The 24,073-nt window shown below is 73.1% G+C and carries 19 protein-coding genes; 7 read left to right on the top strand and 12 right to left on the bottom strand.

The genetic code is table 11. From position 1 onward, the window contains the following. Nucleotides 1-71: 71 nt before the first annotated feature. Together ACWGL3_RS10380 and ACWGL3_RS10375 are read right to left on the bottom strand one after the other, a co-directional pair. Entirely contained in the window at nt 72-776 is a 705-nt protein-coding gene (locus ACWGL3_RS10380) for a methyltransferase domain-containing protein (RefSeq protein WP_452461177.1), read from the bottom strand. A gap of 256 nt (nt 777-1,032) precedes the next feature. Next, the gene (locus tag ACWGL3_RS10375; RefSeq protein ID WP_267947662.1) at nt 1,033-1,632 is read right to left on the bottom strand and encodes a TetR/AcrR family transcriptional regulator; all 600 of its coding nucleotides are present in this window, start codon (nt 1,630-1,632) and stop codon (nt 1,033-1,035) included. Nucleotides 1,633-1,889: 257 nt separating this feature from the next. On the opposite strand from ACWGL3_RS10375, the gene ACWGL3_RS10370 reads away from it, so the two are divergent. Further along, complete coding sequence (locus tag ACWGL3_RS10370) at nt 1,890-3,605, top strand: MDR family MFS transporter (protein ID WP_452461176.1); 1,716 nt, start codon at nt 1,890-1,892, stop codon at nt 3,603-3,605. A 44-nt stretch (nt 3,606-3,649) separates the two neighbouring features. Here the strand turns inward: ACWGL3_RS10370 and ACWGL3_RS10365 are convergent, their stop codons facing one another. Further along, nucleotides 3,650-4,099, bottom strand: a complete 450-nt coding sequence (locus tag ACWGL3_RS10365; RefSeq protein ID WP_267947661.1) for a GNAT family N-acetyltransferase — start codon at nt 4,097-4,099, stop codon at nt 3,650-3,652. Nucleotides 4,100-4,246: 147 nt separating this feature from the next. Continuing rightward, entirely contained in the window at nt 4,247-5,470 is a 1,224-nt protein-coding gene (locus ACWGL3_RS10360; protein ID WP_267950216.1) for an ATP synthase F0 subunit B, read from the bottom strand. 394 nt (nt 5,471-5,864) lie between these two features. On the opposite strand from ACWGL3_RS10360, the gene ACWGL3_RS10355 reads away from it, so the two are divergent. From ACWGL3_RS10355 to ACWGL3_RS10345, 3 genes are all read left to right on the top strand, one after another. After that, nucleotides 5,865-6,428: a gamma carbonic anhydrase family protein gene (locus tag ACWGL3_RS10355; RefSeq protein WP_267947660.1), complete on the top strand. Its 564-nt coding sequence runs from the start codon at nt 5,865-5,867 to the stop codon at nt 6,426-6,428. Between the two features lie 271 nt (nt 6,429-6,699). After that, a complete protein-coding gene (locus ACWGL3_RS10350) occupies nt 6,700-7,257 on the top strand; it encodes a hypothetical protein (RefSeq protein WP_267947659.1) in 558 nt (185 codons plus the stop codon). 154 nt (nt 7,258-7,411) lie between these two features. Beyond that, entirely contained in the window at nt 7,412-8,161 is a 750-nt protein-coding gene (locus ACWGL3_RS10345) for a hypothetical protein (RefSeq protein WP_267947658.1), read from the top strand. A gap of 181 nt (nt 8,162-8,342) precedes the next feature. On the opposite strand, the gene ACWGL3_RS10340 is transcribed toward ACWGL3_RS10345, so the two are convergent. The 7 genes from ACWGL3_RS10340 to ACWGL3_RS10310 form a co-directional block, all read right to left on the bottom strand. Then, a complete protein-coding gene (locus tag ACWGL3_RS10340; protein WP_452461175.1) occupies nt 8,343-9,530 on the bottom strand; it encodes a sensor histidine kinase in 1,188 nt (395 codons plus the stop codon). Continuing rightward, complete coding sequence (locus tag ACWGL3_RS10335) at nt 9,527-10,798, bottom strand: sensor histidine kinase (RefSeq protein ID WP_452461178.1); 1,272 nt, start codon at nt 10,796-10,798, stop codon at nt 9,527-9,529. Before ACWGL3_RS10335 ends, ACWGL3_RS10340 begins: the two co-directional genes overlap by 4 nt. 437 nt (nt 10,799-11,235) lie before the next feature. Further along, the gene (locus ACWGL3_RS10330) at nt 11,236-12,084 is read right to left on the bottom strand and encodes an ABC transporter permease (RefSeq protein WP_355013207.1); all 849 of its coding nucleotides are present in this window, start codon (nt 12,082-12,084) and stop codon (nt 11,236-11,238) included. A 75-nt stretch (nt 12,085-12,159) separates the two neighbouring features. Beyond that, nucleotides 12,160-13,158 carry an ABC transporter ATP-binding protein gene (locus ACWGL3_RS10325; protein ID WP_267947655.1) on the bottom strand — a complete coding sequence of 333 codons (999 nt, stop codon included), beginning with the start codon at nt 13,156-13,158 and terminating at the stop codon, nt 12,160-12,162. A 968-nt stretch (nt 13,159-14,126) separates the two neighbouring features. Next, nucleotides 14,127-15,029, bottom strand: a complete 903-nt coding sequence (locus ACWGL3_RS10320) for a serine hydrolase (protein WP_267947654.1) — start codon at nt 15,027-15,029, stop codon at nt 14,127-14,129. Then, nucleotides 15,026-15,919, bottom strand: a complete 894-nt coding sequence (locus tag ACWGL3_RS10315) for a LysR family transcriptional regulator (RefSeq protein ID WP_267947653.1) — start codon at nt 15,917-15,919, stop codon at nt 15,026-15,028. The genes ACWGL3_RS10320 and ACWGL3_RS10315 overlap by 4 nt, the downstream gene beginning before the upstream one ends. A gap of 77 nt (nt 15,920-15,996) precedes the next feature. Continuing rightward, a complete protein-coding gene (locus ACWGL3_RS10310) occupies nt 15,997-16,632 on the bottom strand; it encodes a TetR/AcrR family transcriptional regulator (RefSeq protein ID WP_267947652.1) in 636 nt (211 codons plus the stop codon). A 64-nt stretch (nt 16,633-16,696) separates the two neighbouring features. Between ACWGL3_RS10310 and ACWGL3_RS10305 the strand changes: the two genes are divergently transcribed. After that, complete coding sequence (locus tag ACWGL3_RS10305; protein WP_344184125.1) at nt 16,697-18,028, top strand: alpha/beta hydrolase; 1,332 nt, start codon at nt 16,697-16,699, stop codon at nt 18,026-18,028. Between the two features lie 430 nt (nt 18,029-18,458). Here the strand turns inward: ACWGL3_RS10305 and ACWGL3_RS10300 are convergent, their stop codons facing one another. Then, complete coding sequence (locus ACWGL3_RS10300; RefSeq protein WP_267947650.1) at nt 18,459-20,666, bottom strand: (Fe-S)-binding protein; 2,208 nt, start codon at nt 20,664-20,666, stop codon at nt 18,459-18,461. Between the two features lie 680 nt (nt 20,667-21,346). Here ACWGL3_RS10300 and dnaK point away from each other — a divergent pair. Both dnaK and grpE read left to right on the top strand, forming a co-directional pair. Further along, nucleotides 21,347-23,203, top strand: a complete 1,857-nt coding sequence (gene dnaK / locus ACWGL3_RS10295; protein WP_267947649.1) for a molecular chaperone DnaK — start codon at nt 21,347-21,349, stop codon at nt 23,201-23,203. Nucleotides 23,204-23,240: 37 nt separating this feature from the next. Then, nucleotides 23,241-24,011, top strand: a complete 771-nt coding sequence (gene grpE, locus ACWGL3_RS10290; protein ID WP_267947648.1) for a nucleotide exchange factor GrpE — start codon at nt 23,241-23,243, stop codon at nt 24,009-24,011. The last annotated feature ends 62 nt before the right edge of the window (nt 24,012-24,073 follow it).

Genomic DNA, 24,073 nt, shown 5'->3' with positions numbered 1-24,073 from the left:
GGCCGACCGTGTCGAAGCGCACGGCCGGCCGCCGCCCGCGGGGCCGCGCCGCGGTGCGGCCCCGGAGCCTGTCAGGGCTCCCGGCGGGCCCGGAACACCAGGTCGTGGGTCGTGTAGGTCACGCCTTCGAGGGTCTGCTCCCCGCGGCGGGCCTCGTCGACCAGCACGGTCCACCCGCTCTCCGGCAGGGCCGCGGCCAGCTCGTCGCCGGTGTAGAACATCTCCTCGATGGGCGGGCGCGGGACACCGTCCTCCAGGTCGCGCGGGTGGTGCGCGACGATCAGGAGCTCTCCCCCCGGCACGACGGACGCGGCCAGACCCTCGACGAGACGGGAGCGCGCCTCCGGGGGCAGGTGCGTGTACTGCGCCGACACCAGGTCGAACGCGTCGGCGGGCGGTGTCCACGCGGTGATGTCGGCCTGGCGCCAGGTGATCCTCCCGGCGACGTCCGGACCGTGCTCCGCCGCGTGGGCGGCGGCCCGCTCCAGCGCCACCTCCGAGATGTCGACCGCGGTCACCTCCCACCCGCGTCCGGCCAGCCAGGCGGCGTCCGCGCCCTCGCCGCTGCCGACGTCCAGCGCCCTTCCGGCCGCCAGCCCCTCCGCCTCCGCCACCAGGTGGCGGTTGGGGTTGCCGCTCCAGAGCGCGGGGGCCGCGGCGTACCGCTCGTCCCAGTCCTGCGCCGTCACCGGCACACTGGGCGCCCCCGTTCCGGTACCGTGCCCGTGCCCGTGCCCGTGCCCGTGCCCCGTGTGTTCGTGGTTCATGTCGACCACCTCCGCCCCCACTCTTCACGTGCGGGACGCCGAATCCGAAATCCTTTGCCGGAACGGCAAAGCGCGTGTCGGCGTCCACGCGGAAAAGGCACGGTCCCGAAAAACGCCGTTCCCGGGAAAACGGGAACGGCGCGGAGAAGGGCGGGCGCTTCCGGGCACGGGAACCGGATCCGCGGACGTGCTTTCGGCCACAGGGGAGGGCCCGGGGACGGACGGCCGGGGTGGGCCCCGACGCCTGCCCGGCGACAATCCGGCCCTACGCCCCGGGGTCGCCGAAGTCCTCCAGGCACAGGTCCAGCAGGGCCTGGATCCGCGCCGTGAGCCGTTCGCGGTCGAGCGCCCGCAGCGCGGTCGCGCCCTCCACCAACCGCACCCGGCTCAGCCCCAGCATGACCGCCGCCACCAGTGAGGCGTGCGACCGCTCCCCCTCCCCGCCCAGGTAGGCGGAGAGCGGGTCGATCATCGCCGTGGTGATCCGCCCCTGGTAGACCGCCTGGAGGTCGGGGTCGCCCGCCGAGTCGTCGAGGGCGCGCTGGAGCGCGGTGCCCTCGCCGTGGAGGCGGCTCACCGCGTGCTCGGCCAGGCGACGGGTGAGGGTTCCGTGGTCCCCCTCGATGAGGCCGGGGAAGACGCCGTCCTCGCGCAGGATCTCGGTCAGGAGCCCGCGCTTGGCCCCGAAGTAGCGGTTGATCAGGGCGACGTTGACGCCGGCGTGGGAGGCGATCATCCGCGAGGAGACGGAACCGTATCCCTCATCGGTGAACAGTTCCCGGGCACTGGCGAGAATGCGCGCCCGCGTCGCCTCCCGGCCGCGCGTCGGCCCGGCACCGCTTCCGGTTTCGTCCGGACGGTCCATCTGCACACCCCTCGGCGGCCGCGATCTGGCTTTCAGGTTTCCAGGTTGGCACCTCGGAAGGACCCGCGCATACCGAAACGGGAGCAGAGATACCGATTTGACAGGTCAACACCGTTTACCTATACCAGAGGGAGGACGTCGCCCCCGGCAGTGAGCCGCGGGGCTTTCGTGCGTCCGTGATCGGGGGGCCTGTGGAAGAGTCGTTGCGTCGAGAAGGAGAAACCGGGAGCGCCCCCTCGAAGAAGGCGCCGACCGCCATGACGGGCCCTGATTCCTCCGACCATCCCACCACTGGAACCCCCGACGCCTCCGCCGTCCGCACGGCCCCGAGCCCCGCGGTCGCGCCGGAACCCCCCGCCGACGACGACCCCGCGCTCCCCCCGAAGCGCGTCGTGCACCGCATCATGGTCGGCCTCGTCCTGGCCATGCTCACCTCGATGCTCACCAACTCGATCGTCGGCACCGCCCTGCCGACGATCATGGGAGAGCTGGGCGGGCAGGACCGGCTGGCCTGGGTGGCCACCGCCGCGCTGCTGACCATGACCGCCTCCACCCCCGTGTGGGGCAAGCTCTCCGACCTCTGGGGCCGCAAGCTCCTCTTCCAGGTGGCGCTGGGCATCTTCATCGTCGCCTCGGTCGCGGCGGGCCTGGCCCAGGACATCAACTGGCTGATCGCCGCCCGCGCCCTCCAGGGGCTGGGCGTCGGCGGCCTGGCCACGCTGCCCAACATCATCCTCGGCGACGTCGTCTCGCCCCGCGAACGCGGGCGCTACAGCGGCCTCATCGGCATGGTCTTCGGTGTGTCCACGGTCCTCGGCCCCCTGGTCGGCGGGTTCCTGGTGGACAGCCCGCTCGGTTGGCGCTGGTGCTTCCTCATCACCGTGCCGCTCGCGGTGGTCGCGTTCGTCGTCATCCAGTTCCTCTTCACCATGCCGTTCGTGCCCCGGCGCGACGCACCCGTGGACTGGGCCGGCGCCGGCCTGATCTTCAGCGCCGCGAGCACCGTGATCGTCCTGCTCAGCCTCGGCGGCACCCAGATCGCGTGGAACTCGCCGCTGTCGTACGCCCTGGGCGCCGCCGCCGTCCTGCTCACCGCGGGGGCCGTGCTGGTGGAGCGCCGTGCCGGGGAGCCGATCATCCCCGCGCGCCTGTTCCGCGACCGGACCTTCGTGCTCGCCTCGCTCGGCTCGGTGTGCGTCGGCATGATGATGTTCGGACTCATCATCTACATGCCGCAGTACCTCCAGATGGTGCACGGGATGTCGCCCACCGTGTCCGGCCTGATGACGCTGCCGCTGGTGGCGTCGTTCCTGTTCACCTCGATCGGCTCCGGCTACGCGGTGAGCGGGAGCGGCCGGTGGAAGGCCTACCCGGTCGTCGGCATGCTGCTGTGCGTGATCGGGTTCCTCGCCCTGAGCCAGGCCCACCTCGACCCGGGGCTGACCACGGTCGTCGTCGGCCAGGCCCTGGTCGGACTCGGCTTCGGCCTGAACATGCAGCTCCTCCTCCTGGCCACGCAGAGCTCCCTGCCCGTCGCGGACATGGCGTCGGGCACCGCCTCGGTGGTGTTCTTCCGCAACCTGGGCGGCGCCACCGGCGTCGCCGCGTTCGGCGCGGTGATGGTGGGGCGGCTCGACACCGAGCTGGCGGAGGCCGCGGCGGCCGCGCGGGCCCAGGGCGCGGCGGACGCCGAGGCCGGGGTGGAGTCGGGCGCGTCGGAGCTCTCGGTCGGCCTGGCCGACGCCGCCGAGGCGGCCCAGGGGTCGCCCGAACTCGTGCACGCGCTCCCCGAACCGGTGCGGGACGTGGTCGTCACCGCCTTCGACCACGCGATGCAGGGCGTGTTCACGGCCGGTGTGCCGATCGCGGTCCTGGGGCTGGTGGCCGTGGCGTTCATGAGGGGCGTGCCGCTGCGCGGCGGCCGGGCGAAGGCGCCGAAGCCGGCGCGGAAGGCGCGTCGGGCACGGACGTGACGTCCGGCCCCCGGACCTGCCCGGGGGCCGGGCCCCGGGCCGCCTCAGAGGTAGCGGCGGAACCCCTCGGCGGAGTTGTCGAACCCGAGGGCCGCGTAGAACCGGTGCGCGCCGTGCCTGCTCTCGTGCGACAGCAGTTCGACCTTGTAGCAGCCTGCCTGCGTGGCGCGGTCGAGCGCGTCCTCCATCAGTGCGCGGCCGATGCCGCGCCCCCGGGTCAGCGGGTCCACCACCAGGTTGTCCACGACGGCCCAGGGCTGGGCGTCGTGCGTGAGGTTGGCGACGACCAGCAGGTCGAGGGTGCCGATGATCTGGCCCCGCTGCTCCGCGACCAGGACCGTGCGGTCGGGGTCGGTCTCCATCCTGGTCCACGCCCTCACCGCCGCTGAGGACATGCGGACGTTCGCGCTCTGGGTGTCGGTGGTGTCGCCGAGTTCACGCAGAAGACGCAGGATCGCACCGAGGTCGGACCGGATGGCCGCGCGGATAATCATGGCTTCCGGAATCGTAGCCGACAGCCCGCGAAAGGCGGACGTCCCCCTACAACCAGGACAAAACACCGAAGGGCGGGGACTGTGTCCCCGCCCCTGGAACCCCTGCTCCCCGGGGCCGGCGCACCGGTCGCGGAGAGGTGTCGGGGCCTACGGCTTCCGGATGACCCTGACTCCCTCGTCGCCCGAGGGCGGCTGGTTCTGACCCGACTCCGGACGCCGGTAGACACCGGTGATGCCGGGGTCTCCGCCCGCCGCGTCACCGGCCGGAGCCTTGGCCTGCTGCCCCGGCTGGGCCTGCTGCGCCTGCGGCCGGCCCTGGGGCCCGTCCGGCGCGGGGCCGGTGAACCGGGCGCCCTGGGGCGGGCGGGGGGCCGAACCGGCGTCACCGCCGCCCCTGGCCCCCTCCTCCTCCTGGGGACCGCCGGCCGTCTTCGGCCCGGCCTGGTCGGCCTGGTCCGGCCTGATCACCGGCTTGATGCGCACCGTGGCCTGGTCGGTCTCCTGCTGGAGCGGAGGCAGCTTGGTGGTGGCCTCGTCCTTCTGCTCCGGCGCGGGCCGGGGGCCGGGCCCCGTCTCGGGCGTGACCGCCCGGGCGGCCTGGGCCGCCTCGGACCGGACCGGCTGCGAGCCCTCCGCACCGGGTCCCGCCGGCTTGGGAGCGGGCTTGGCCGCGGGCCTCGCCGCGGCGGGCTTCTGCTCGGCGGCCGGGCCGGAGGCGTCCTCCCGCGACAGGCCGGTCTCCAGCGCGCCCGCCTTGTCCTCGGCCTCGACCAGGTCGGCCAGGGTCGAGTGCATGTCCTTGAGGCGGCGCAGCGCCTCGGCGTGCGTGGCGGTGAGCGTCGCGAGCCGACGGTCCGCCGTGTCGTGGATCTTCTTCGCCCGCGCCTCGGCCTCGCCCAGGCGGCGGTCGCCCTCCTGCTTGGCCTGCTCTCGGAGCTGGTCGGCCTCCTGCTTGGCGCCGGAGACCATCTCGTGCGCCTCGGCACGCGCGGAGGACACGATGCGCTCGGCGTGCTCCTCGGCGTCCTTGCGGTGCTTGGCGATCTCCTCCTGGGCCGACTTCTCGATCTCCTTGACCTCGGACTCGACCTTGGAGCGACGCTCCTTGGCCTCTTCCTCGGCGATCCGGAGGATCTCGGCCATGCGCGCGCTGATCTGCTCGTGCTCAGGCTTGACCTGGGCCTTCTCGCGGGCGATGGCGAGATCGCGCTTGTACTGCTCCAGCTCGTCGTCCATCCGCTGCAAGCGCTCGCGGATGCTCTTGAACTGGTTGTCCATGCGTACGTAGTAGTCGTCGACGTGCGCCTTGTCGTAGCCGCCCTTGCGCACCGTCGGGAATCGGTCCTGTTGCAGTCCGCCGCCCGGCAACATATCGCTCATGTGCCCTTCATGTCCTTACACCGTTTGACTGCACGTCGTACAACGTGAGAGTTGCCCCGTACCCCATTGTCCTAGGAACACCCGTCGAGTCCTGGAAACGACATCCACTCGATTTTGTCCCTTTTGCCCTGGTACGGCCGCATGAGGGGCACCGGCCGCGAGCAGAGTATGACGCCGCGGACACCGTCCGGACGACCAAGGCGGGCACGCGCGGCTCCGCGGCGTCAGGAGTCCCGAGGGGTGGATCGCCGCGCGGACCCCGGTCACGTTCTTACTAAGGTATGCGCGATCATCCCCGTACGGGGGCAGAGCGGTCAACTTCCCGTCGACCTCACCGTGCGCGGGGACGAGAAGCACAGCCGGAGGACGTATGGAGGGCCACGACATGGGTAGTGCGACGGACGGCCAGACGGAGGACGGGGCCCTCGGCCCCCGGATCGGCGGCGCGGCCTTCGGGAGGCCCGAGATCCACCCGACCGCGTGGATCGCCCCCGGCGCCACCGTGGTCGGCCGCGTGCGCCTGGGCGCGGAGAGCAGCGTCTGGTACGGATCGGTGCTGCGCGCCGACGGCGAGGACATCGTGGTCGGGGACAGGGTCAACATCCAGGACCAGTGCGGCATGCACTCCGACCCGGGCCAGCCGGCGATCCTGCACGACGACGTGAGCCTCGGCCACAAGGCCATGGTGCACGGGGCCGTCGTGGAGGAGGGGGCGCTGATCGGCATCGGCGCGATCGTGCTCGGCGGCGCCCGCGTGGGGCGGGGCGCACTGGTCGCCGCGGGCGCCCTCGTCCCTCCCGGCAAGGTGGTCCCGCCCGGCACCCTCTGGGCCGGCGTCCCCGGCAAGGTGGTCCGCGAACTGAACGACGAGGACCGGCTCGTCCTCGCGCACACCCCCTCCCACTACGCCGCACTCGCCGTCCAGCACCAGGAGGTGCTCTGGGCCTGAGCACCGGACCGGCCCCGGGCGGACGCGGCGCCGCAACCGTCGCGTCCGCCCCTCCCCCACCTCCGGACCACTGGAGCGATGGGGTATTCGGGACTTCTGGCTAACCCGGGTGACCCCCGCACTGGTCCTCACGAGTCATGCGCGACCGATACGCCCCCGCGTAGCCTGAAATCCTCACGCCCGTGGGGCCGGGTTCGTCGCGCCCGCAACCACGAAGGCCCGGTCCGGGGGCCACCGGCACACGCTCGCGACACCCGGGAGGTGGGCGCGCGTGGAACACGACACACACCCGCGACCGATGGTCCGCTCCTCCCTCCACGACCGCGTGGCGCTCGACGAGATCGACCTGTACTCGGAGGTCCTCATCGCCGTGGCGTGCGCGGACCACCCGCTCAGCCCCGCCGAGATCGACCGCGTGCTGGGCCTCTCCCCCGGGTCCTCCGGGGACGGGCCGCAGGACGCCGCCGGAACGGCCGGCCCCGCGTCCGCCCCGACCGGCCCGGCGCCGCGCACACGGCCGGACACGGGCGGGGCCCCGGGGGAGGACCCCCTCCGCGAGGGCGGATGCGCGGCCCAGGGCGCCGGGGGCGCGCGGGACGTGCAGGGCACCGCTCCGGCGCAGCGCAAGGGCGGCGCCCCGTCCAGGTCGGCGAGGCCCTCGCCCCGGGGCCGGGTCCCCGAGCAGGGCCGGCCGCCCGAGGCGCCGCTCTCCGGCCCGCGGTTCCTCCCCCGCCAGCGGCCCGCCCCCAAGCCGTCCCCGCTCCCGCGCTCGGCGCCCTTCACGATGCGGGCACTGCCGCGGCTGCCCCTGCCCCCCTGGACGTACTGAACCGGCCAAGCGGTTTTCCCCTGTCCGCTCCTGTTCACCCGAAATCGGCCTGATCCGGCCACGTCCTTCCGCTCCACCGCGGCCCGCACGGGGTATTGGCCTCTCGGGACCCCCTTCCGTCCCCCCGAGGCGCACACCCTTCCAGGAGCCGCAGATGTACCCAGACGAACCGGACCGCCAGGAGCCCCAGGGCGGTGTGGAGTCGCGTTCCCGGCGCAGGCCAGGAGGGGAGGAGGAGCCCGCGCGCAAGGTGACGCTCGCCATCGCGCTCACCGTGACCTTCGTCTTCCTGCTGGCGACCGCGGCCGGACTCGGCTGGTTCCTGTCCGACGGCGGCCCCTTCTCGGGCGGCGGCTCCGCGTCGGAGGAGGACGGACGCGCCGCCGACGAGACGGGGGGCGACGAGGCGGGCGGGGACCAGGCAGGCGGGGACGCCTCCCCCGAGGGCACGGTCGAGGACCCGCGCTCGGGACTGACCTACCAGCTCCCGGGGGAGGGCTGGCAGCGGCTCGGCGACGACGAGGTCCCCCCGGAGTACTACTCGTACGCCGTGTACGGCTCGGCGGAGGACCCGGACGCGATCATCGTCACCGGCAGCGAGCAGCTCCACGCGGCGGAGCCGATGGCCGTGGCCGGGGTGCGCCTCGCGGTGGAATCGCTGGGCGGCCTGGTGACCGACGTCGCCTCGCTCGAGGTCGAGCCCTCCGGCGCGACCGACGTGGGCGGCTCCCCCGCGTTCGGGGTGGCCGTGGACGGCGGCGGGGACGAGGCGTCCTACGGCCGGTTCCTGCTGGTGGAGACGGGTGACCGGAACGGCGCGTTCATGCTCGGCATCAACACGGACGGAGGGGAGGAGGCGACCGCGGCGATCGACGAGGCGTTCGCCTCGGTGGGAGTCCTCTGACGGGCCCGCGCCCTCCTTGCGGGGAGAGGGCCCCTCGCCCACCTCCACGATGCGCCCGGCGCCCACCCGTCCCCACCGCGCGGGAAGAGGGCCGGCCCGCGCGGGGTCCACGGGCGCCGGACGAGCGGCTCCGCCGGACACGGCGGCGGCGCCCGCCGGGGCGGGCGGACCGGCGGGCCCCTCACAGGGGCAGGACGGCCCGGAGCAGGAAACCGCCGCCCTTCGTGCGCACGGCCGACAGGGAGCCGCCGCCCAGGGAGACGCGTTCGGACAGGCCCGCCAGCCCGCTGCCCGAGGAGGTCCCGCGTTCGCCGCCGTCGCGCGCCCCGTCGTTGGACACCTCCACCACCAGGGCCCGGCCCATGGCGGTGTCCTTCGCCCGGGTGAAGGCGATCTCGCACGCGGTGGCGTCGCTGTGCCGGAGCACGTTGGTGACCCCCTCCCGCACCACCCACGCGGCCAGGGACTCCCGGTCCGGCGGCAGGGACAGGCCCTCCAGGCCGGTGACGGACACGGCGGTGCCGTTGGCCGCCAGGACCGCGCCGACCGACGCCACCTCCTCCGCGAGGTCCACCTCCCGGTACCCGCTGACAGCGGTGCGGACCTGCTGCAGCGCCTTGCGGGCGAGTTCGTGCACCTCCTCCATCTCGGCGGCGGCCCGTGCGGGCGCGCGGTCGACCAGCCTGCTCGCCAGCTCCGCCTTGACCGCCAGGGCCGACAGGCTGTGGCCGAGCAGGTCGTGCATGTCCCGGGCGAACCGGAGCCGCTCCTCGGTCACCGCCAGCTGCGCCCTGGCCCTCTGGCCCTTCACGGCGTCGTTGGTGACGTCCCACAGCCAGAGGGACGCGAGCGAGCCCGCGGAGAGCAGGAGCGCCCACCCGATCGAGAAGACCCAGGCCAGGAGAAAGGGGATGAACTGGATATCCAAGGGGCTGAACGGGATCAGCGCCCAGGGGAGCGCGAGAAGGAGCGCGCTGACGGCCGCTCCACGCCTCCGGGAGGCCACGAAGACCCCGACGGCCCACCACGCGCCGAGGAAGAACATGCTGCTGACGGGGACCTGGAGGGCCGCGGCGGCGACCGCCGCCATCGCGATCGAGCCCCAGTAGAGCCAGGGCCGCGGGTCGCGCCGCCCGTCCATCCGGTCCCGGAACATGGCCATCAGGGCCACGCCGAGGGGGACGGCGACAGCCTCCGCCAGGACGGTCCTCCACAGCGCGACCTTGTCGGTGCCGAGCCTGAGCTCCGTCAAGGGCATGCCGACCAGGATGAGGAGGATGAACAGCATCGAGCCGAGGATGATGCGCCGGGCCACGCGGAGCTTGCGCTCGGTCCGCCGGCTCCCGGCGGGATCGACCCCGTGGTTCATCGACGGCCCTCCCCGTGCTCGGAGGAGGCCCCCGCTCCGACGGGCCCCGTCCCGGCCCCGGCCTCCAGGGGGAGGACCGCCCGGAGCAGGAAGCCGCCGTCCCTCGTGCGCGCGGCCGAGAGGGACCCGCCGCCCAGGGAGACGCGTTCGGACAGGCCCGCCAGGCCGTTGCCCGAGGAGGACCCGGGTTCGCCGCCGTCGCGCGCCCTGTCGTTGAACACCTCCACCACCAGCGCCGTCGGCCGGTCGGGCCGCCCCGGCAGCCGGGAGAACGAGATCGCGCACCGGGAGGCGTCGCTGTGCCGGAGCACGTTGGTGCCGCCCTCCCGCACCACCCACGCGGCCAGGGCCTCGGTCCGCGAGGGCAGGTCGGGGCCGTCCAGGCCGCTGACGGCCACCCTGGTCCCGTTCGCCTCGAGGACACCGCCCACGGAGGCGACCTCACCGGCCAGGTCCACCTCGCGGTAGCCGCTCACCGCCCCGCGCACCTGCTGCAGTGCCGCGCGGGCCAGGTCCTGCACCTCGGACATCTCCGTCCTGGCCCGGTCCGGGGAGCGTTCGGCGAGCCTGCCGGCCAGTTCGGCCTTGACCGCCAGGGCGGACAGGCTGTGGCCGAGCAGGTCGTGCATGTCGCGGGCGAACCGGAGCCGCTCCTCGCCGACGGCCAGCCGGGCGCGCGCCGCCTGCCCGCGGATCGCGTCGTTGGTGATGTCCCACAGCCAGAAGGTCGAGGCGAACAGGAACCGGAACAGCAGCGCGAAGCCGACGCCGAACATCCAGGTGAAGGTGAAGGCGAGGGGCGGGATGCCCAGGACCAGGGGCAGGGTGAGCGCCTTGAGCCAGCTCAGGGCCGCGAGCGCCAGGCCCAGGTTCCGGCTCGTCCTGGACGGCACGGCGTTCGCGACCACCCCCCACCAGGTCGCCAGGACCAGGGCGGAGTTGAAGAGGCTCTGGACCAGGGCGAAGGAGGCGCAGCTCAGGACGAGCGACCAGACGACCAGGCGGCGGTCGGCGGCGCCCGTGCCGTCGACGCGTCCCCGGATGAGGAGGACGAGCAGGACGCCCGAGCCCAGCGCCGGGACAGCCGCCACGGCGGCGATCCACGGGGGGAGGCCGACGTCCGACAGGTAGCCGGCGTCGATCACGGCCCAGAAGGCCTGGGCCAGTGCCAGCGGGTACGTCGACCAGACGGTGATCGCCCGGGCGATCCTCAGCCGCCTCGTGTTCCTCGCGCTCACGCCGTCCAGGCCGACGTCCCCTTCCACCATGCCCACGGTCCCCTCCGCGTGTCCGACCCGGCGTCCCGGCCTGCGCCGGCCCCGTCGTCCACAGGCTCCGGAACGCACTGGTGCGGCCCCCACCATCCTGCCAGGGTGGTGGGAGGAGCTCCGTGACGGGAACCCACCGCCGGTCGGGGAGAGGGGGTCGCCGGACGGCCCGCCCGCCGCCGTGCCCGTCCGCGCGGGGGCGCGGGGGTCCTGCTCATGGGCGGGGTCCGCTCCATGGACCGCCGCGCTCGCCCGCTTGGGCCCCTGGGCGCCTACGGCCGCACCGCCGTCCGAACTGCTGTGCCCGCCCGAGCGGGGAGCGGGGGCGGCCGTCCGTCCCCCCCCCCCCCCCCCCCCCCCCACCCCCCCCCCCCCCCGCGGGCGGGGGGGCCCCAGGAAGAACCAGGGCCGCCCCCGCTCCCCGGATCCCGCCCCGGTCACGGCTGGCGGGGGTCCCACTTGAAGAACCTGCGCACCAGCAGCGCCAGGACCGCGGTCCACGCGAGCACGACGCAGATCGAGGGGAGCGCGGCGGCCCACAGCCCGAGGTAGCCGGGCTGCGTCGCCGCCTCCAACCCGCCGAACACGTCGTAGCCGGTGAAGGCGGCCTGGGCCATCAGGGTGACCGGCGCGACCGGCAGCAGCATCATCGCTTCCCGCAGGGGGTCCGGCAGCATGCCCAGCGGGATGAACAGCCCTCCCAGGAACAGCAGGATCATCATGGGCACCATCGCCGCCATCTGGGCGGCCTCGGCGTTGCGCACCATCGGGGTGACCAGCAGGCCGAGCAGGGTCATCGGCACGGTGCTCAGCAGTACCGCCACCAGCAGCATCACCGGGTCCTGCGGCATCGATCCGGTGAACGCGGAGGTCACGGCGGTCATCAGCACGGCGACCAGCAGCGAGAAGAGGGCCACCACGCCGATGACGGCGCCGAAGATCGCCGCCTGCGGCACCCCGCTCACCCGGAGCCGCTTGAGCACCAGGGCCTCCCGGCGCGCCGTGAACACGTTGGAGGCGTGCCCGAGGCCGACGATCAGGCCGATGCTGCCGAGCATCCCCGCCATCGACATCGCGGTGCTGTCCACCCCGGGGAAGACCTCGTAGGACTCCATCCCCAGGGAGACCACGAGCAGGAACATGGGCAGGGCCAGGAACATCCACGCGGTCTTGTACCGCACGAACAGTGTGAACTCGGTCCGGGTCAGGCGCGCGGCCTGCCGGAATCGGCCGATGGTGGGCCGGGGCCGCCCCGGGGCCGCTGCGGCCGCGGTGGGTGTGGTCATGGTGTGCTCCGTACGTCGTGGGGTGGCCCGGGGGCCGGGGGTGTGCTCGGCGGCCGCTCACGCGGCGCGGGGTGCTCAGTCCCGGACGAGGTCCGCCGCGCCGTCCGCGACCCGGAGGAACACGTCCTCCAGGGAGGCGCCGCGCACCTGGAGGTTCTTGAGCGTGGTCCCGTTCCCGGCGGCCCACCCGATGAGCGCCGCGACGGCGTGGTGGGCCCGGTCGGAGACGTCGCCGTCCAGGACGGTGTACGTGGCCCACAGGGAGTGGTCGCGCGTCTCCACGGCCACCTCGGCCCCGGGCAGGCTCGGCAGGTCCCCCGTGCGCACGTCCTCGGGGAGCAGGAAGCTCACCCGGTCGCCCCACCCGGCGAGGACCCCGGCCAGGGTCCCCTCGACCCGCACCTCGCCCCGGTGCATGATCGCGAGCCGGTCGGCGAGCCGTTCCGCCTCCTCCAGGTAGTGCGTGGTGAGGAGGATCGCGACCCCGTCCCTCTTCAGGTCGCCGATGATGCGCCAGGTCTCCTGGCGAGCCTCCGGGTCCATGCCGGTGGTCGGCTCGTCCAGGTACAGGACCTCGGGGCTGGTGACGAGGGCGAGTCCGAGGTCGAGCCGGCGCTTCTGGCCGCCGGACAGCTGGCGGACGGCGACCCGGCGCTTGTCCAGGAGGTTCACCAGGCCCAGGACCTCCTCGGCGTCGCGCGGGGCGGCGGCGAGGTCGTGGGCGAGGGAGACGGTCTCCCCGACCGTCAGGTCCTCCAGCAGGCCGCTGCCCTGCAGGACCGCGTTGGTGCGCTCCCGGACGCCGACCGGCTGGCCGTAGGGGTCGGCGCCGAAGACCCGGACCGTGCCGGAGCTGGGCTTGCGGAAGCCCTCCAGCGTCTCGATGGTCGTGGTCTTCCCGGCGCCGTTCGTGCCCAGCAGGGCGAAGAGCTCTCCGGGGTGGATCTCGAAGGAGACGCCCCGGACCGCCTCGAAGGTCCCGTAGCGCTGGCGCAGGTCCCGGACGACCACCGCGGGCCCGGTGGCGTCCGGGGCGGTGTCGTGGGCCTGGGCTGGGTTCGCTGTCGTCGTCATGCGACCAGGTTCCCGCGGGGACGGGCGCCCGGGACAGACGCCGTTGTCACCGGCTGCCGGTGCGGAACCTCCCGGCCCCCGCACTGACAAATGTCATCCGGGCAGGCCGCGGGGCACGACGCGGCCGCCCGCACACGTCCGGTTCCCCGGCTCGCGTGCGGGCGGCCCGCGGTGTCAGCGAGCGCGCCCGGCCCCCTCATCACTCGCGTCGGGCGTGTCCGCTGACCCCGGGTTCCCGGCCTGTGCACCGACCGGTCCCCTCCCCCGCCGGGCGGGTCGGCCGGACCGGTGGGGTGCGGCCCCCGACCACGTCCCCGTCCTGTATCCGACCGTGTCCACCCGAGGGCGGTTTTGTCCGTTCCGGCATGCTCGAAACGGACCGACACCTGCGCGCGGTGTCGACAAGAGTTCTACACGAAGATCGGCTTCCGCGTAGGGAGAACGGCATTCATGAGAAAGTTTCATGCGCGGAATCCCCGTACCGGTGAGTTCGTTTCGCGGAAAACGTCCTCCCGGGGAAACCGGTCCGGTGCGGAGCGTCCGCGCGACCGTCCTGGAGACACCGCGAGTACCGACCGCCCACGCACCGGGGGCGGTCCCGGTGCAGCTCCCCGGGCCCCGGCGGCCCCGGACGACGGCTTCCGACCGGCCCGCCGCCGCTGTCGTCCGCCTTCTCGGCGGGCCCGCCCGAAACGGCGGTCCCGAACGCTGCTCCGGGGCCGGGCGCCACCCGCCCCCCGATTCTTCCGAGCCGCGCCGAAGGGCTGGCCCTCGGCGAAATGGATCCGTTCCGCGAAGGGCGCCGCACCGGAACGCACCGAATTTCACGGTGCCGCCCCGAGCCCCCTGCCTTTTCTCCGGAAGGGTGCGATCCGGGAGCCGGCCGCGCACGGGGGCTGGCACGCCGTGCCCGTGGCGCGGAAGCTCTCGCGCCACGGGCCGGAGGGCCGGTCACGGCGGCGCGGGGTTCACCAGGCGCGGAGGTGGTCGCGCAGGGAGCGGGCCACACGGGCCATGAGCGCCTCGGCCCCGGGCTGGTGGACGGCGGGCACCCGCGACTCGGTGAGCACCGACACCGCGAACGCCTGGCCGTCCGCGTGCTCGACCACGCCGAACTCGTGGCGCAGGTTCAGCAGGGTGCCGGTCTTGGACGACCAGGTGGACGCGTCGGAGGTGAAGTCCGGGGCGAGGCGGTGGCGCAGCACGTTGCTGCGCATGAGCTCCCGCACCCGCGCGGCGATCCCCGGGTCGATCACCGAGGGCCGCCACAGGGCCTCCAGCAGGTCGGTGAACGCCCGGGCCGAGCCGGAGTTGGCCCGGGTCACGTCGAGCTGCGGGATGCGGTGCCCGCGCCCCGCCGTGCCCTCCCCGATGGCCAGGGAGTGCGCCAGGTGCACCTGGTCGGGTCCGAGCCGGTCCGCGGGGGTCTCGTTGAGGTCGCGGAGCTTGTGCCGGACGGTGATGCCGCGCAGTCCCGCGGAGCGGAGCCAGGCGTCGACCCTCTCGGGCGGGGTGACCTCGAAGAGGGTGTCCGCGGCGGTGTTGTCGCTCAGGCACGTGCTGAGGTACAGGAGGTCCTCGACGCTGACCTTCGCGGGGTGGCGGAACCTGCTCATCCCCGTGTGCATCGGGAGATCGCTCAGGCCCGGCTGCACGAGCACCTGCTCGGCGCCGTCGATCTCACCGACCCGGATGCGTTCGAGCGTGGCGATGGCGAGCGGCACCTTGACGAGTGAGGCGGTCGAGAACTCCAGCTCGGGCTCGATGCCCAGCTCCTCGCCCGTGTCGAGGTCCCGGACGAGGAACGATCCCCGCAACCCGCCCTCGTCGAGTTCGCGGCGCAGGTCCCGGACCAGTGCGGTGGCGCTCACCCGGACTCCCCCTGCCCGTCCGGCGCGCCCAGGCAGCGGGCTATGCCGTGGCCGAGGAGCGAACGCAGCCGCTCGGCCTCCTCACCGGTGTCGGCCGCCACGTCGTATCCGCGGGCGAGGCTGATCCCGCCGATCGGGCGCCAGTGCAGTCCCAGGTCGACGGCCTGTCGGCGGGAGCACAGGAGGAGGTCGTCCGAGCCCAGCACCTCGGCGGCGGCGGAGGCCAGGGAGGCGGCCACGGAGACCTGGGCGGGTCTCAGCCCGACGGCGTCCCGCAGGCGGTTGAGGGGGTCGCGGACGTGGGGGACGTCGTCCTCGGGCTGGATCCAGACGCGTCGGCCCCGCGTGGCCGACCTGCCGCGGTCCACGCGCAGGGTCTCCACGTGGAAGGAGCCGACCCGGGGCTCCACGGCGCTCGCCAGTCCGAGGGGCACCGACCAGGCCGCCTCGCCCGGCGGGGCGCCCGTCAGCGCGGCGCGGACCTCGCGAGAACCCAGGAGCTCGGTCCGGACGGCCGGCGGCGCGGGCCGGAAGTCCAGGTGCACGCCCTCCCTCCGGGCCTCGGCGCCGAGCGCCGCGAGGTCGCGGGTGGCGCAGATGTCCGGCACGGCGAGGCGCAGCGGGCGCAGCGCGGCGCGCTCGGCGTCGTGCTCCATCTCCTCCGCCAGCTGGACCAGGCGCCGGGCGGACGGGAGCATGTCGCGCCCGAAGCGGGTGAGGACGGCCCGACGTGTGGAGCGGTCGAACAGCCGCGCCCCCAGGTGGCTCTCCAGGGCCGCGATGCGCCGGCTGGCCACGGGCTGGGGAATGCGGGCGGCGGCGGCGCCGAGGGTGAAGCTGCCCCTGTCGCTCACGTTCACGAAAGCCTTGCAGGCGCCGACGAGGTCCATGCCGGCCACCCTATGCCCTTTCGACATGGAAAGGACCCCTGCCTCCGGGGAGCGCATCGACCGGCGGGCCCGGGCGGTCAGCCGGGGGTGGCAGGGCCGCCCGGCGGCCGGGGGGCGACGGCGCGGACGGCCGCGTCGATCGCCCTCCGCTGGGGATCCAGGGACGTACCCGGCGGACGGCGGGCGGCGCTGAGCCAGATTCCGTCGACGAGGACGAGCAGCAGCTCCACGAGGGAGTCGACGTCCTGGCCCGGCGCGAGCTCCCCCTGCTCCGCGGCGTACCCGAGGGCGGCCCGGAGGGCGGTGCGGGCCTGGGCGTCGAGCTCGGCGAGGACCTCGGCGAAGTCGGCGTCCACGGAGGCGCGCGCGTAGAACGCGGACCAGACGCGGGCCTCGGCCAGGCGGTCCCCGTCCGTGGGCAGCAGGTCGAGCAGGACCTGGCGCAACCCCTCGGCGAAGGTCAGCTTCCCGGGGCCGATGCGCACACGGGAGATCCGGGCGGACACCGCCGCCAGCGCCTCGCGGAGCGCGAAGCGGAGCAGGTCCTCCTTGGTGCCGAAGTCGCGCTGGACGGCCCCCGCGGAGAGTTCCGCCTCCGCCGCGACGGTCCGGATGCTGACGCCCTCAAGACCCTCGCGGGCGGCGATCCGGTGGAGCGCCGCGGCCACCCTCCGGCGGCGTTCTTCCCTGTCTACGTACCTGGGCACGGCCACATTGTGACACACCCCCACGATTCGATACACTCGTATCGATACGAACGTATCGAATGGAGGACGCATGGACCACCCACACGAACGCGGCGCCGGCCGGCGGCCGGCCGCCGCCGTCGGACGCAGGGCCGCCCTCGCCGCCGCGTGCATCACCGCCCTTCCGGGAGCGGCGGCGGCCGCACTCGTGCTGCTGCCGCCGCCGTCGTGGGACGCGTGGCAGTACGCGCTGCTGGCGCTGGAGTTCAGCCTGGTGTTCGCCGTACCGGCCGCCGCGGGGCTGCTGATCGCCCTCACCGTCCTGTTCCGCGGCCGGCGCCGGAGCCCCCGGGAACGGGACGGGGCCCCGGCGCCGGGCCCCTCGGCCGGTCGGGGGCGGCGACTCGCGGCGGTCGCCGCCGCGGCCAACGCGGCCGTGCTCGCCGCGGCCCTGGTGCCCCCCGCCGCGATCTGGTCCACCGCGCGCGCCGAAGGCGCGCGGCTCAGCCTCGCCGAGTACACCGCGGGCCTGTCCACCAGCGCCGACCGTGAACCCGAGACGCGCGTCTACCTGCGGCTCGACGAGTCCGGGGAGGAGATCGCCGACCCCTCGGGCAGCGGCGCCCCCGAGGCCGCGGAGGAACTGGTCCTCGACGTGTGGGAACCGGAGCGGAGGGAGGACGACGCACCACTGCCCATCGTGGTGAACGTCCACGGAGGCGCCGACGACCTGCCGCAGAGCCTCCTTCCCCGCTGGGACACGTGGCTGGCGGACGGCGGTCGCGTGGTGTTCGACGTCGACTACCGGTACTTCCCGGACGGTGACTGGTCCGCGCCCGTCTCCGACGTCAAGTGCGCCGTCGGCTGGGCCCGCGCGCACGCGGAGGAGTACGGGGCGGACCCGGACAGGATCGCCGTCACCGGTCAGTCCGCGGGGGGCCTGCTCGCGCTCCTCGCCGGGTACACGTCGGCGGAGGAGATCCCGCCGAGCTGCGACGTTCCCGAGACGGCCCCGGACGCGGTCGTGGCCTGGTACTCCGTGGCCGACGGAACCGACGGGGCCCCCGAGGTGCCGTGGCGGCAGCGCCACTCCCCCGTCGGCGACGACCTGGACGAGGGCTCCGTCCGGATGATGGGCGGGACCCCGGAGGAGGTCCCCGAGGAGTACGAACTCATCTCCCCCCTCCACCAGGTGTCGGCCGACAGCCCGCCCACCCTGCTGGTCATGTCGGGCCACGACCTGTTCCTGGGCACGGAGGACAACCGCCGCATGGCCGCCCGGCTGGACGAGGCCGGGGTCGCGCACCGGTACCTGGAGATCCCCTGGGCGGAGCACATGTTCGACCTGAACTGGGGAGGCTTCGCGAGCCAGCTCACCCGGCACACCCTCGACGGATTCCTCACCGAGCACCTCGCCCCGTGACCCCCGGGGCCCGGCCCGTCCCGGAGAGCGGCGGGCCGGCGGTGGACCGAGGACCCCGCGGGCTCCGGACCGCGGAGCCGCGTGCGCCTCTGCGCCGGACACGGCCGACGCGGATCGGGGCGAGGCCGCACGGAGCGGGTCGGGTCGGGGTGAAGCGGGGCACTGTCCACAGGCCGTGGACGACGCCGCCGGGCGACCCCGACCCCGGGCACGGAGCGCCCTCCCCGCCGCCGGACGGGCCCCGCCCCTGCCGCGACCCGCACCCGGCATGCACACCCCGTCATGGCGTCCGCACTGCCCGGCGCCGCTCCGCGCGGGCTGCGCGGGCGTCGGGGAACGCCGGAGGGGCCGGGCTCCGGTCGCGAGACCCCCCGCGACCCGGGCCCGGCCCCTCCCCGCCCCCGCCGACGGCGGGAGCGCGTGCCGACGGTCAGGCGTCGGCGGCCTCGGCCTCCTTGGGCGCCTCGCCCCGGACCGAGCGCAGGAGCAGCTGGGAGACGTCCACGACCTCCAGCGTCTCCTTGGCCTCGCCCTGCGACTTCTTCTCGTTGATCGCGTCGCCGAGCATGACCTGGCAGAACGGGCAGGCGGTGGAGACGGTGTCGGGGTTGGTGGTCAGCGCCTCGTCCACCCGCTCGGTGTTGATGCGCTTGCCGATCCGCTCCTCCATCCACATGCGGGCGCCGCCCGCGCCGCAGCAGAAGCCCCGCTCCTTGTGGCGGTGCATCTCCTGGGTCTTGACCCCGGGCACCTGGGCCATGATGTCGCGCGGCGGCGTGTACACCTTGTTGTGGCGGCCCAGGAAGCAGGGGTCGTGGTAGGTGATGTTCTCGTCCACGGAGTTGACCGGGGTGAGCTGCCCCTCCTCCACCAGTTTGGCCAGCAGCTGGCTGTGGTGGACGACCTCGTAGGTGCCGCCGAGCTGCGGGTACTCGTTGGCGAGGGTGTTGAAGCAGTGGGGGCAGCTGGCCACGATCTTCGTGACGCCGGCGTCGTTGAGCGTCTCCACGTTCTGCTGCGCGAGCATCTGGAAGACGTACTCCATGCCCAGGCGGCGGGCGGGGTCGCCGGTACAGGCCTCCATGCCGCCCAGGACGGCGAACTTGACGCCCGCGATGTCCAGCAGTTCGGCGATGGCCTTGGTGGTCTTCTTCGCCCGGTCCTCCAGCGCCCCGGCGCAGCCGACCCAGAACAGGTACTCGGTGCCCTCGGGCAGCTTGTCCTCGACGACCTGGACCTCGACCGGGTTCTCCTGGGAGGCCAGCTCGGCGATCCAGTCCATGCGCCGGTCCTCGGCCATGCCCCAGGGGTTGCCCTTGTTCTCCAGGTTCTTGAGGAGCGTGTTGGCCTCGGACGGGAAGTTGGACTCGACCATGACCTGGTAGCGGCGCATGTCGAGGATGTGGTCGATGTGCTCGATGTCGACCGGGCACTGCTCGACGCAGGCGCCGCAGTTGGTGCAGGCCCACAGCTCGTCGGGGTGGATGACGCCGCCCTCCTCCTCGGTGCCGACCAGCGGCTTGTTGAGGAGTGCGAGGACGTCCACGCCCGCGTGGCTCTCGTCGGGCTTCTCGGCGAGGGTCTCCTCGGTGATGCCCTGGAGGAGGTACGGGGCCTTCTCGTACGCGTGCCGCTGGAGGTCGAGGATGACCTTCTTGGGCGAGAGGGGCTTGCCGGTGTTCCAGGCGGGGCACTGCGACTGGCAGCGGCCGCACTCGGTGCAGCTGCTGAAGTCGAGGAGACCCTTCCAGGTGAAGTCCTCGATCTTGCCCGCGCCGAACGGGTCCTCGTCCGGGTCGGCCTCCTCGAAGTCGAGGGGCTTGGTGCCGGACCTGTCCATCATCTGCTTGGCGGCGCCGAGGGTCGGCTTCCCGTCGGCGTTGCGCTTGAAGTAGATGTTGACCGGCGCGATGAAGCGGTGCCAGCCCACGCCCATGGTGAGCTTGAGCGCCAGCACGACGAAGAACGCGTAGCTGATGATCAGCTTGAACGCGGCGACCAGGGCGATGCCCGGGTCGGCGATGCCCGGGTCGCCGGGCAGGAGCGCGCCCACGGCGTGGGAGATCGGGGTCGCCCAGACCGGGAACGGGAAGGTGTCGGAGGCGACCTTGAAGCCGCGGATCACGAAGATCGCGAACAGCAGGCCGATGATGTAGGCCTCGACGTAGTAGCCGGTCCACTGCTTGGAGTTCATGAAGCGGGACGCGCGGCCGATCCGCGCGGGGCGGTTGACGAACCGGTAGGCGGTCAGGCCCAGGATGCCGACGAGGCTGGTCCCGGCGATGAACTCGATCGCCAGGCCGTAGATCGTCCAGTCGGCGATGACCGGCAGCGTGAAGTGGGGGTCGAAGACCTCGCCCTGCGCCTCCACGACCGTGAAGGCGAGAAGGGGGAAGGAGACCATCACGAACCAGTGCGCGACGCCGATCCACGGCCGCTTGAGCATGCGCCCGTGCCCGAGGATCTCGATGACCGTCATGGTGAACCGTTGTCCGAACGGCCCCTTGCGCTCGGGCTCCACCGCACGGCCCACACCCACGGTTCGCACGATCTGGCGGACGGCCAGAGCGAACATGGTGAACGCGACCACGGCGAAGACCGAGGTGATGATGCCCAGCGTCAAGTACAGAGGATGCATCGTCCGTGGCCTCCCATCCTGCTTCTCGTCGACCGGTGCGCCACACACCGGCGGTCGGAACTTATGTTACTAGCGGGTAATCGCGCGCCCGCCACCGGATCGCCCCGCCGCCGGGCGCGGACCCGGCGGGCGCCCCTTCCGGCGCGGACCGGGGCCGCGGCGCCCGCCCGCACCGAGGCCCGCGGGCGCCGACGCAACAGAACCACGGGCGTGCGTCCGGGACGACCCCGGACACACCGCGCCTCCCCTATATGTAGCGGACCGCGGACACCGGCGGGCGCCCCGGGCATCGGTGGGACCACCGGGATTCTCCCCCGATCCCAGGTTGGGCCACAGCGGAGGCGGGGGCAACCGGGAACCCGCGGCTGTGGACGGCCGGGCCGGACGCCCCGCCCCCGGCGGGGAACCGCGCCCCCGTCCCCGCCGCCCGGAGCCGCCGGGATTACCCCCGGACGCCCCTGACCTCCCCTGGTTTCCAGGTCAAGGATGTCCCCGAGTTGTCCCGGGGTTCCCCCATCTTCCTCGTGGGGAGTGCCCAGGTCGGGAACATCCCGGCTTGTCCGGCCGTTGTCAGGGCGTAGGAACCAACTTGAGTCTGGTCGACTCAACTGACTTGACAGCCCTCGCTCGACGAAGCAAACTTACGCCTGAACGACTCAACTTTGACGGAGGAAGCAACCATGGCTCGTGCGGTCGGAATCGACCTCGGTACGACGAACTCGTGTGTCGCGGTCCTGGAGGGCGGCGAGCCGACGGTCATCGCCAACGCCGAGGGCTCCCGTACCACCCCGTCCGTCGTCGCCTTCGCCAAGAACGGCGAGGTGCTCGTCGGCGAGGTCGCCAAGCGCCAGGCGGTCACCAACGTCGACCGCACCATCCGCTCGGTCAAGCGCCACATCGGCACCGACTGGACGGTGAAGATCGACGACAAGACCTTCAACCCCCAGCAGATCAGCGCCTTCGTGCTCCAGAAGCTCAAGCGCGACGCCGAGGCCTACCTCGGCGAGGACGTGACCGACGCGGTCATCACCGTCCCCGCCTACTTCAGCGACTCCCAGCGCCAGGCCACCAAGGAGGCCGGCACGATCGCGGGCCTCAACGTCCTGCGCATCATCAACGAGCCGACCTCGGCCGCCCTCGCCTACCACCTGGAGAAGGAGGAGGAGGCGACCATCCTGGTGTACGACCTGGGCGGCGGCACCTTCGACGTCTCCCTGCTGGAGGTGGGCGACGGCGTCGTGGAGGTCAAGGCGACCAACGGCGACAACCACCTCGGCGGCGACGACTGGGACCAGGCGATCGTCAACTGGCTGGTCGAGCGCTTCAAGAACTCCAACGGCGTGGACCTGTCCAAGGACAAGATGGCCCTGCAGCGCCTGCGCGAGGCCGCTGAGAAGGCCAAGATCGAGCTGTCCAGCTCCAGCGAGTCGGGCATCAACCTGCCCTACATCACGGCCTCGGCCGAGGGCCCGCTGCACCTGGACGAGAAGCTCTCCCGCGCCGAGTTCCAGCGCCTGACCTCCGACCTGGTCGAGCGGACCAAGACGCCGTTCCAGCAGGTCATCAAGGACGCGGGGATCAGTGTCGACCAGATCGACCACGTGGTCCTGGTGGGCGGCTCGACCCGTATGCCCGCCATCGCCGACCTGGTCAAGGAGATGACCGGCGGCAAGGAGCCCAACAAGGGCGTCAACCCGGACGAGGTCGTGGCGATCGGCGCCGCGCTCCAGGCCGGCGTGCTCAAGGGCGAGGTCAAGGACGTCCTGCTCCTGGACGTGACCCCGCTGTCGCTGGGCATCGAGACCAAGGGCGGGGTGTTCACCAAGCTCATCGAGCGCAACACCACCATCCCCACCAAGCGCTCCGAGATCTTCACGACGGCCGACGACAACCAGCCGTCCGTGCAGATCCAGGTCTACCAGGGTGAGCGCGACATCGCCCAGTACAACAAGAAGCTGGGCGTCTTCGACCTGACCGGCCTGCCCCCGGCGCCGCGCGGCGTCCCGCAGATCGAGGTCGCCTTCGACATCGACGCCAACGGCATCGTCAGCGTCACCGCGAAGGACCTGGGCACCGGCCGCGAGCAGTCCGTCACCATCTCCGGCGGCTCCGCGATGTCCAAGGACGACATCGACAAGATGGTCCGCGACGCCGAGCAGTACGCGGAGGAGGACCGCAAGCGCCGCGAGGAGGCCGAGGTCCGCAACAACGCCGAGTCCCTCGTCTACCAGACCGAGAAGGTCATCAAGGACAACGAGGACAAGATCCCGGCGGACGTGCGCTCCGAGACCGAGGCCGCGGTGGCCGAGCTGAAGACCGCACTCGAGGGCACCGACGTCGAGGCCATCCGCTCCGCGAGCGAGAAGGTCGCGCTGGCCAGCCAGAAGATCGGTTCCGCGATCTACAGCCAGGGCCAGCAGGGCGGCGCCGAGGGCGACGCCGGCGCTTCGGCCTCCGACTCCGCCGACGACACCGACGTCGTGGACGCCGAGATCGTCGACGAGGACAACGGCAAGGGCAACCAGCAGCAGTCCTGAGCCCCAGGTCGAGTCGAGGAAGGAGGGCACGCCGGACATGGCACCGTCGGACAACAACACGAACAACTCCGACACCGGTGACGGTGAGGAGAAGCAGGGCCCGGTGATCCGCGACAACCGCCGGATCGACCCCGAGACCGGTGAGGTCCGCGAGCCCAAGGGGGCCACCGCCCCCGAGGAGCCCGCCGCCGCGCCGGACGACTCCGACGAGGACGTCGTCGAGGCCGAGCTGGAGGACTTCCCCGAGATTCCGGACACTCCGGAATCCGTGGTCACGGACGCGATCAACGCGGACGAGCGGGTCATCGAGCTGACCAACGACATCAAGCGCGTGCAGGCGGAGTACTCCAACTACCGCAAGCGCGTCGAGCGCGACCGCGTCGCGGTCCGCGAGACGGCGACCGCCCAGGTCCTCGGCGAACTCCTGCCGATCCTGGACGACATCGGCCGGGCGCGGGACCACGACGAGCTCAACGGCGGGTTCAAGGCGGTGGGCGAGGCCCTGGAGGCCTCCGTCACCAAGCTGGGCCTGGAGCGCTACGCGGACCAGGGCGACGAGTTCGACCCGAACATCCACGAGGCGCTCACCCTGGTGCCGGTCCCCAACATCTCCGTACAGTCGGTGATCGAGGTGTTCCAGCCCGGGTACCGCATCGGTGAGAGGATCCTCCGTCCGGCCCGCGTGGTCGTCGGGGACCCGGTCGACGGCGGCGAGGCCCCGGCCGGCGCCGCCGAGGACGGCGGGACCCCCGGAGCGGACGAGGCCGACACCGCGGCCGAGTCCGGTGGCGAGGAGAACAGCAAGTAGCGGGCACGCCCGTGACCTCCGGCCGTGACCTCCGCGCGAGCGGCGGTCACGGCCGGAGTCGG

The organism is Nocardiopsis sp. NPDC055824 (assembly GCF_053616335.1).
This window is presented reverse-complemented; position numbering and strand designations above follow the sequence as displayed.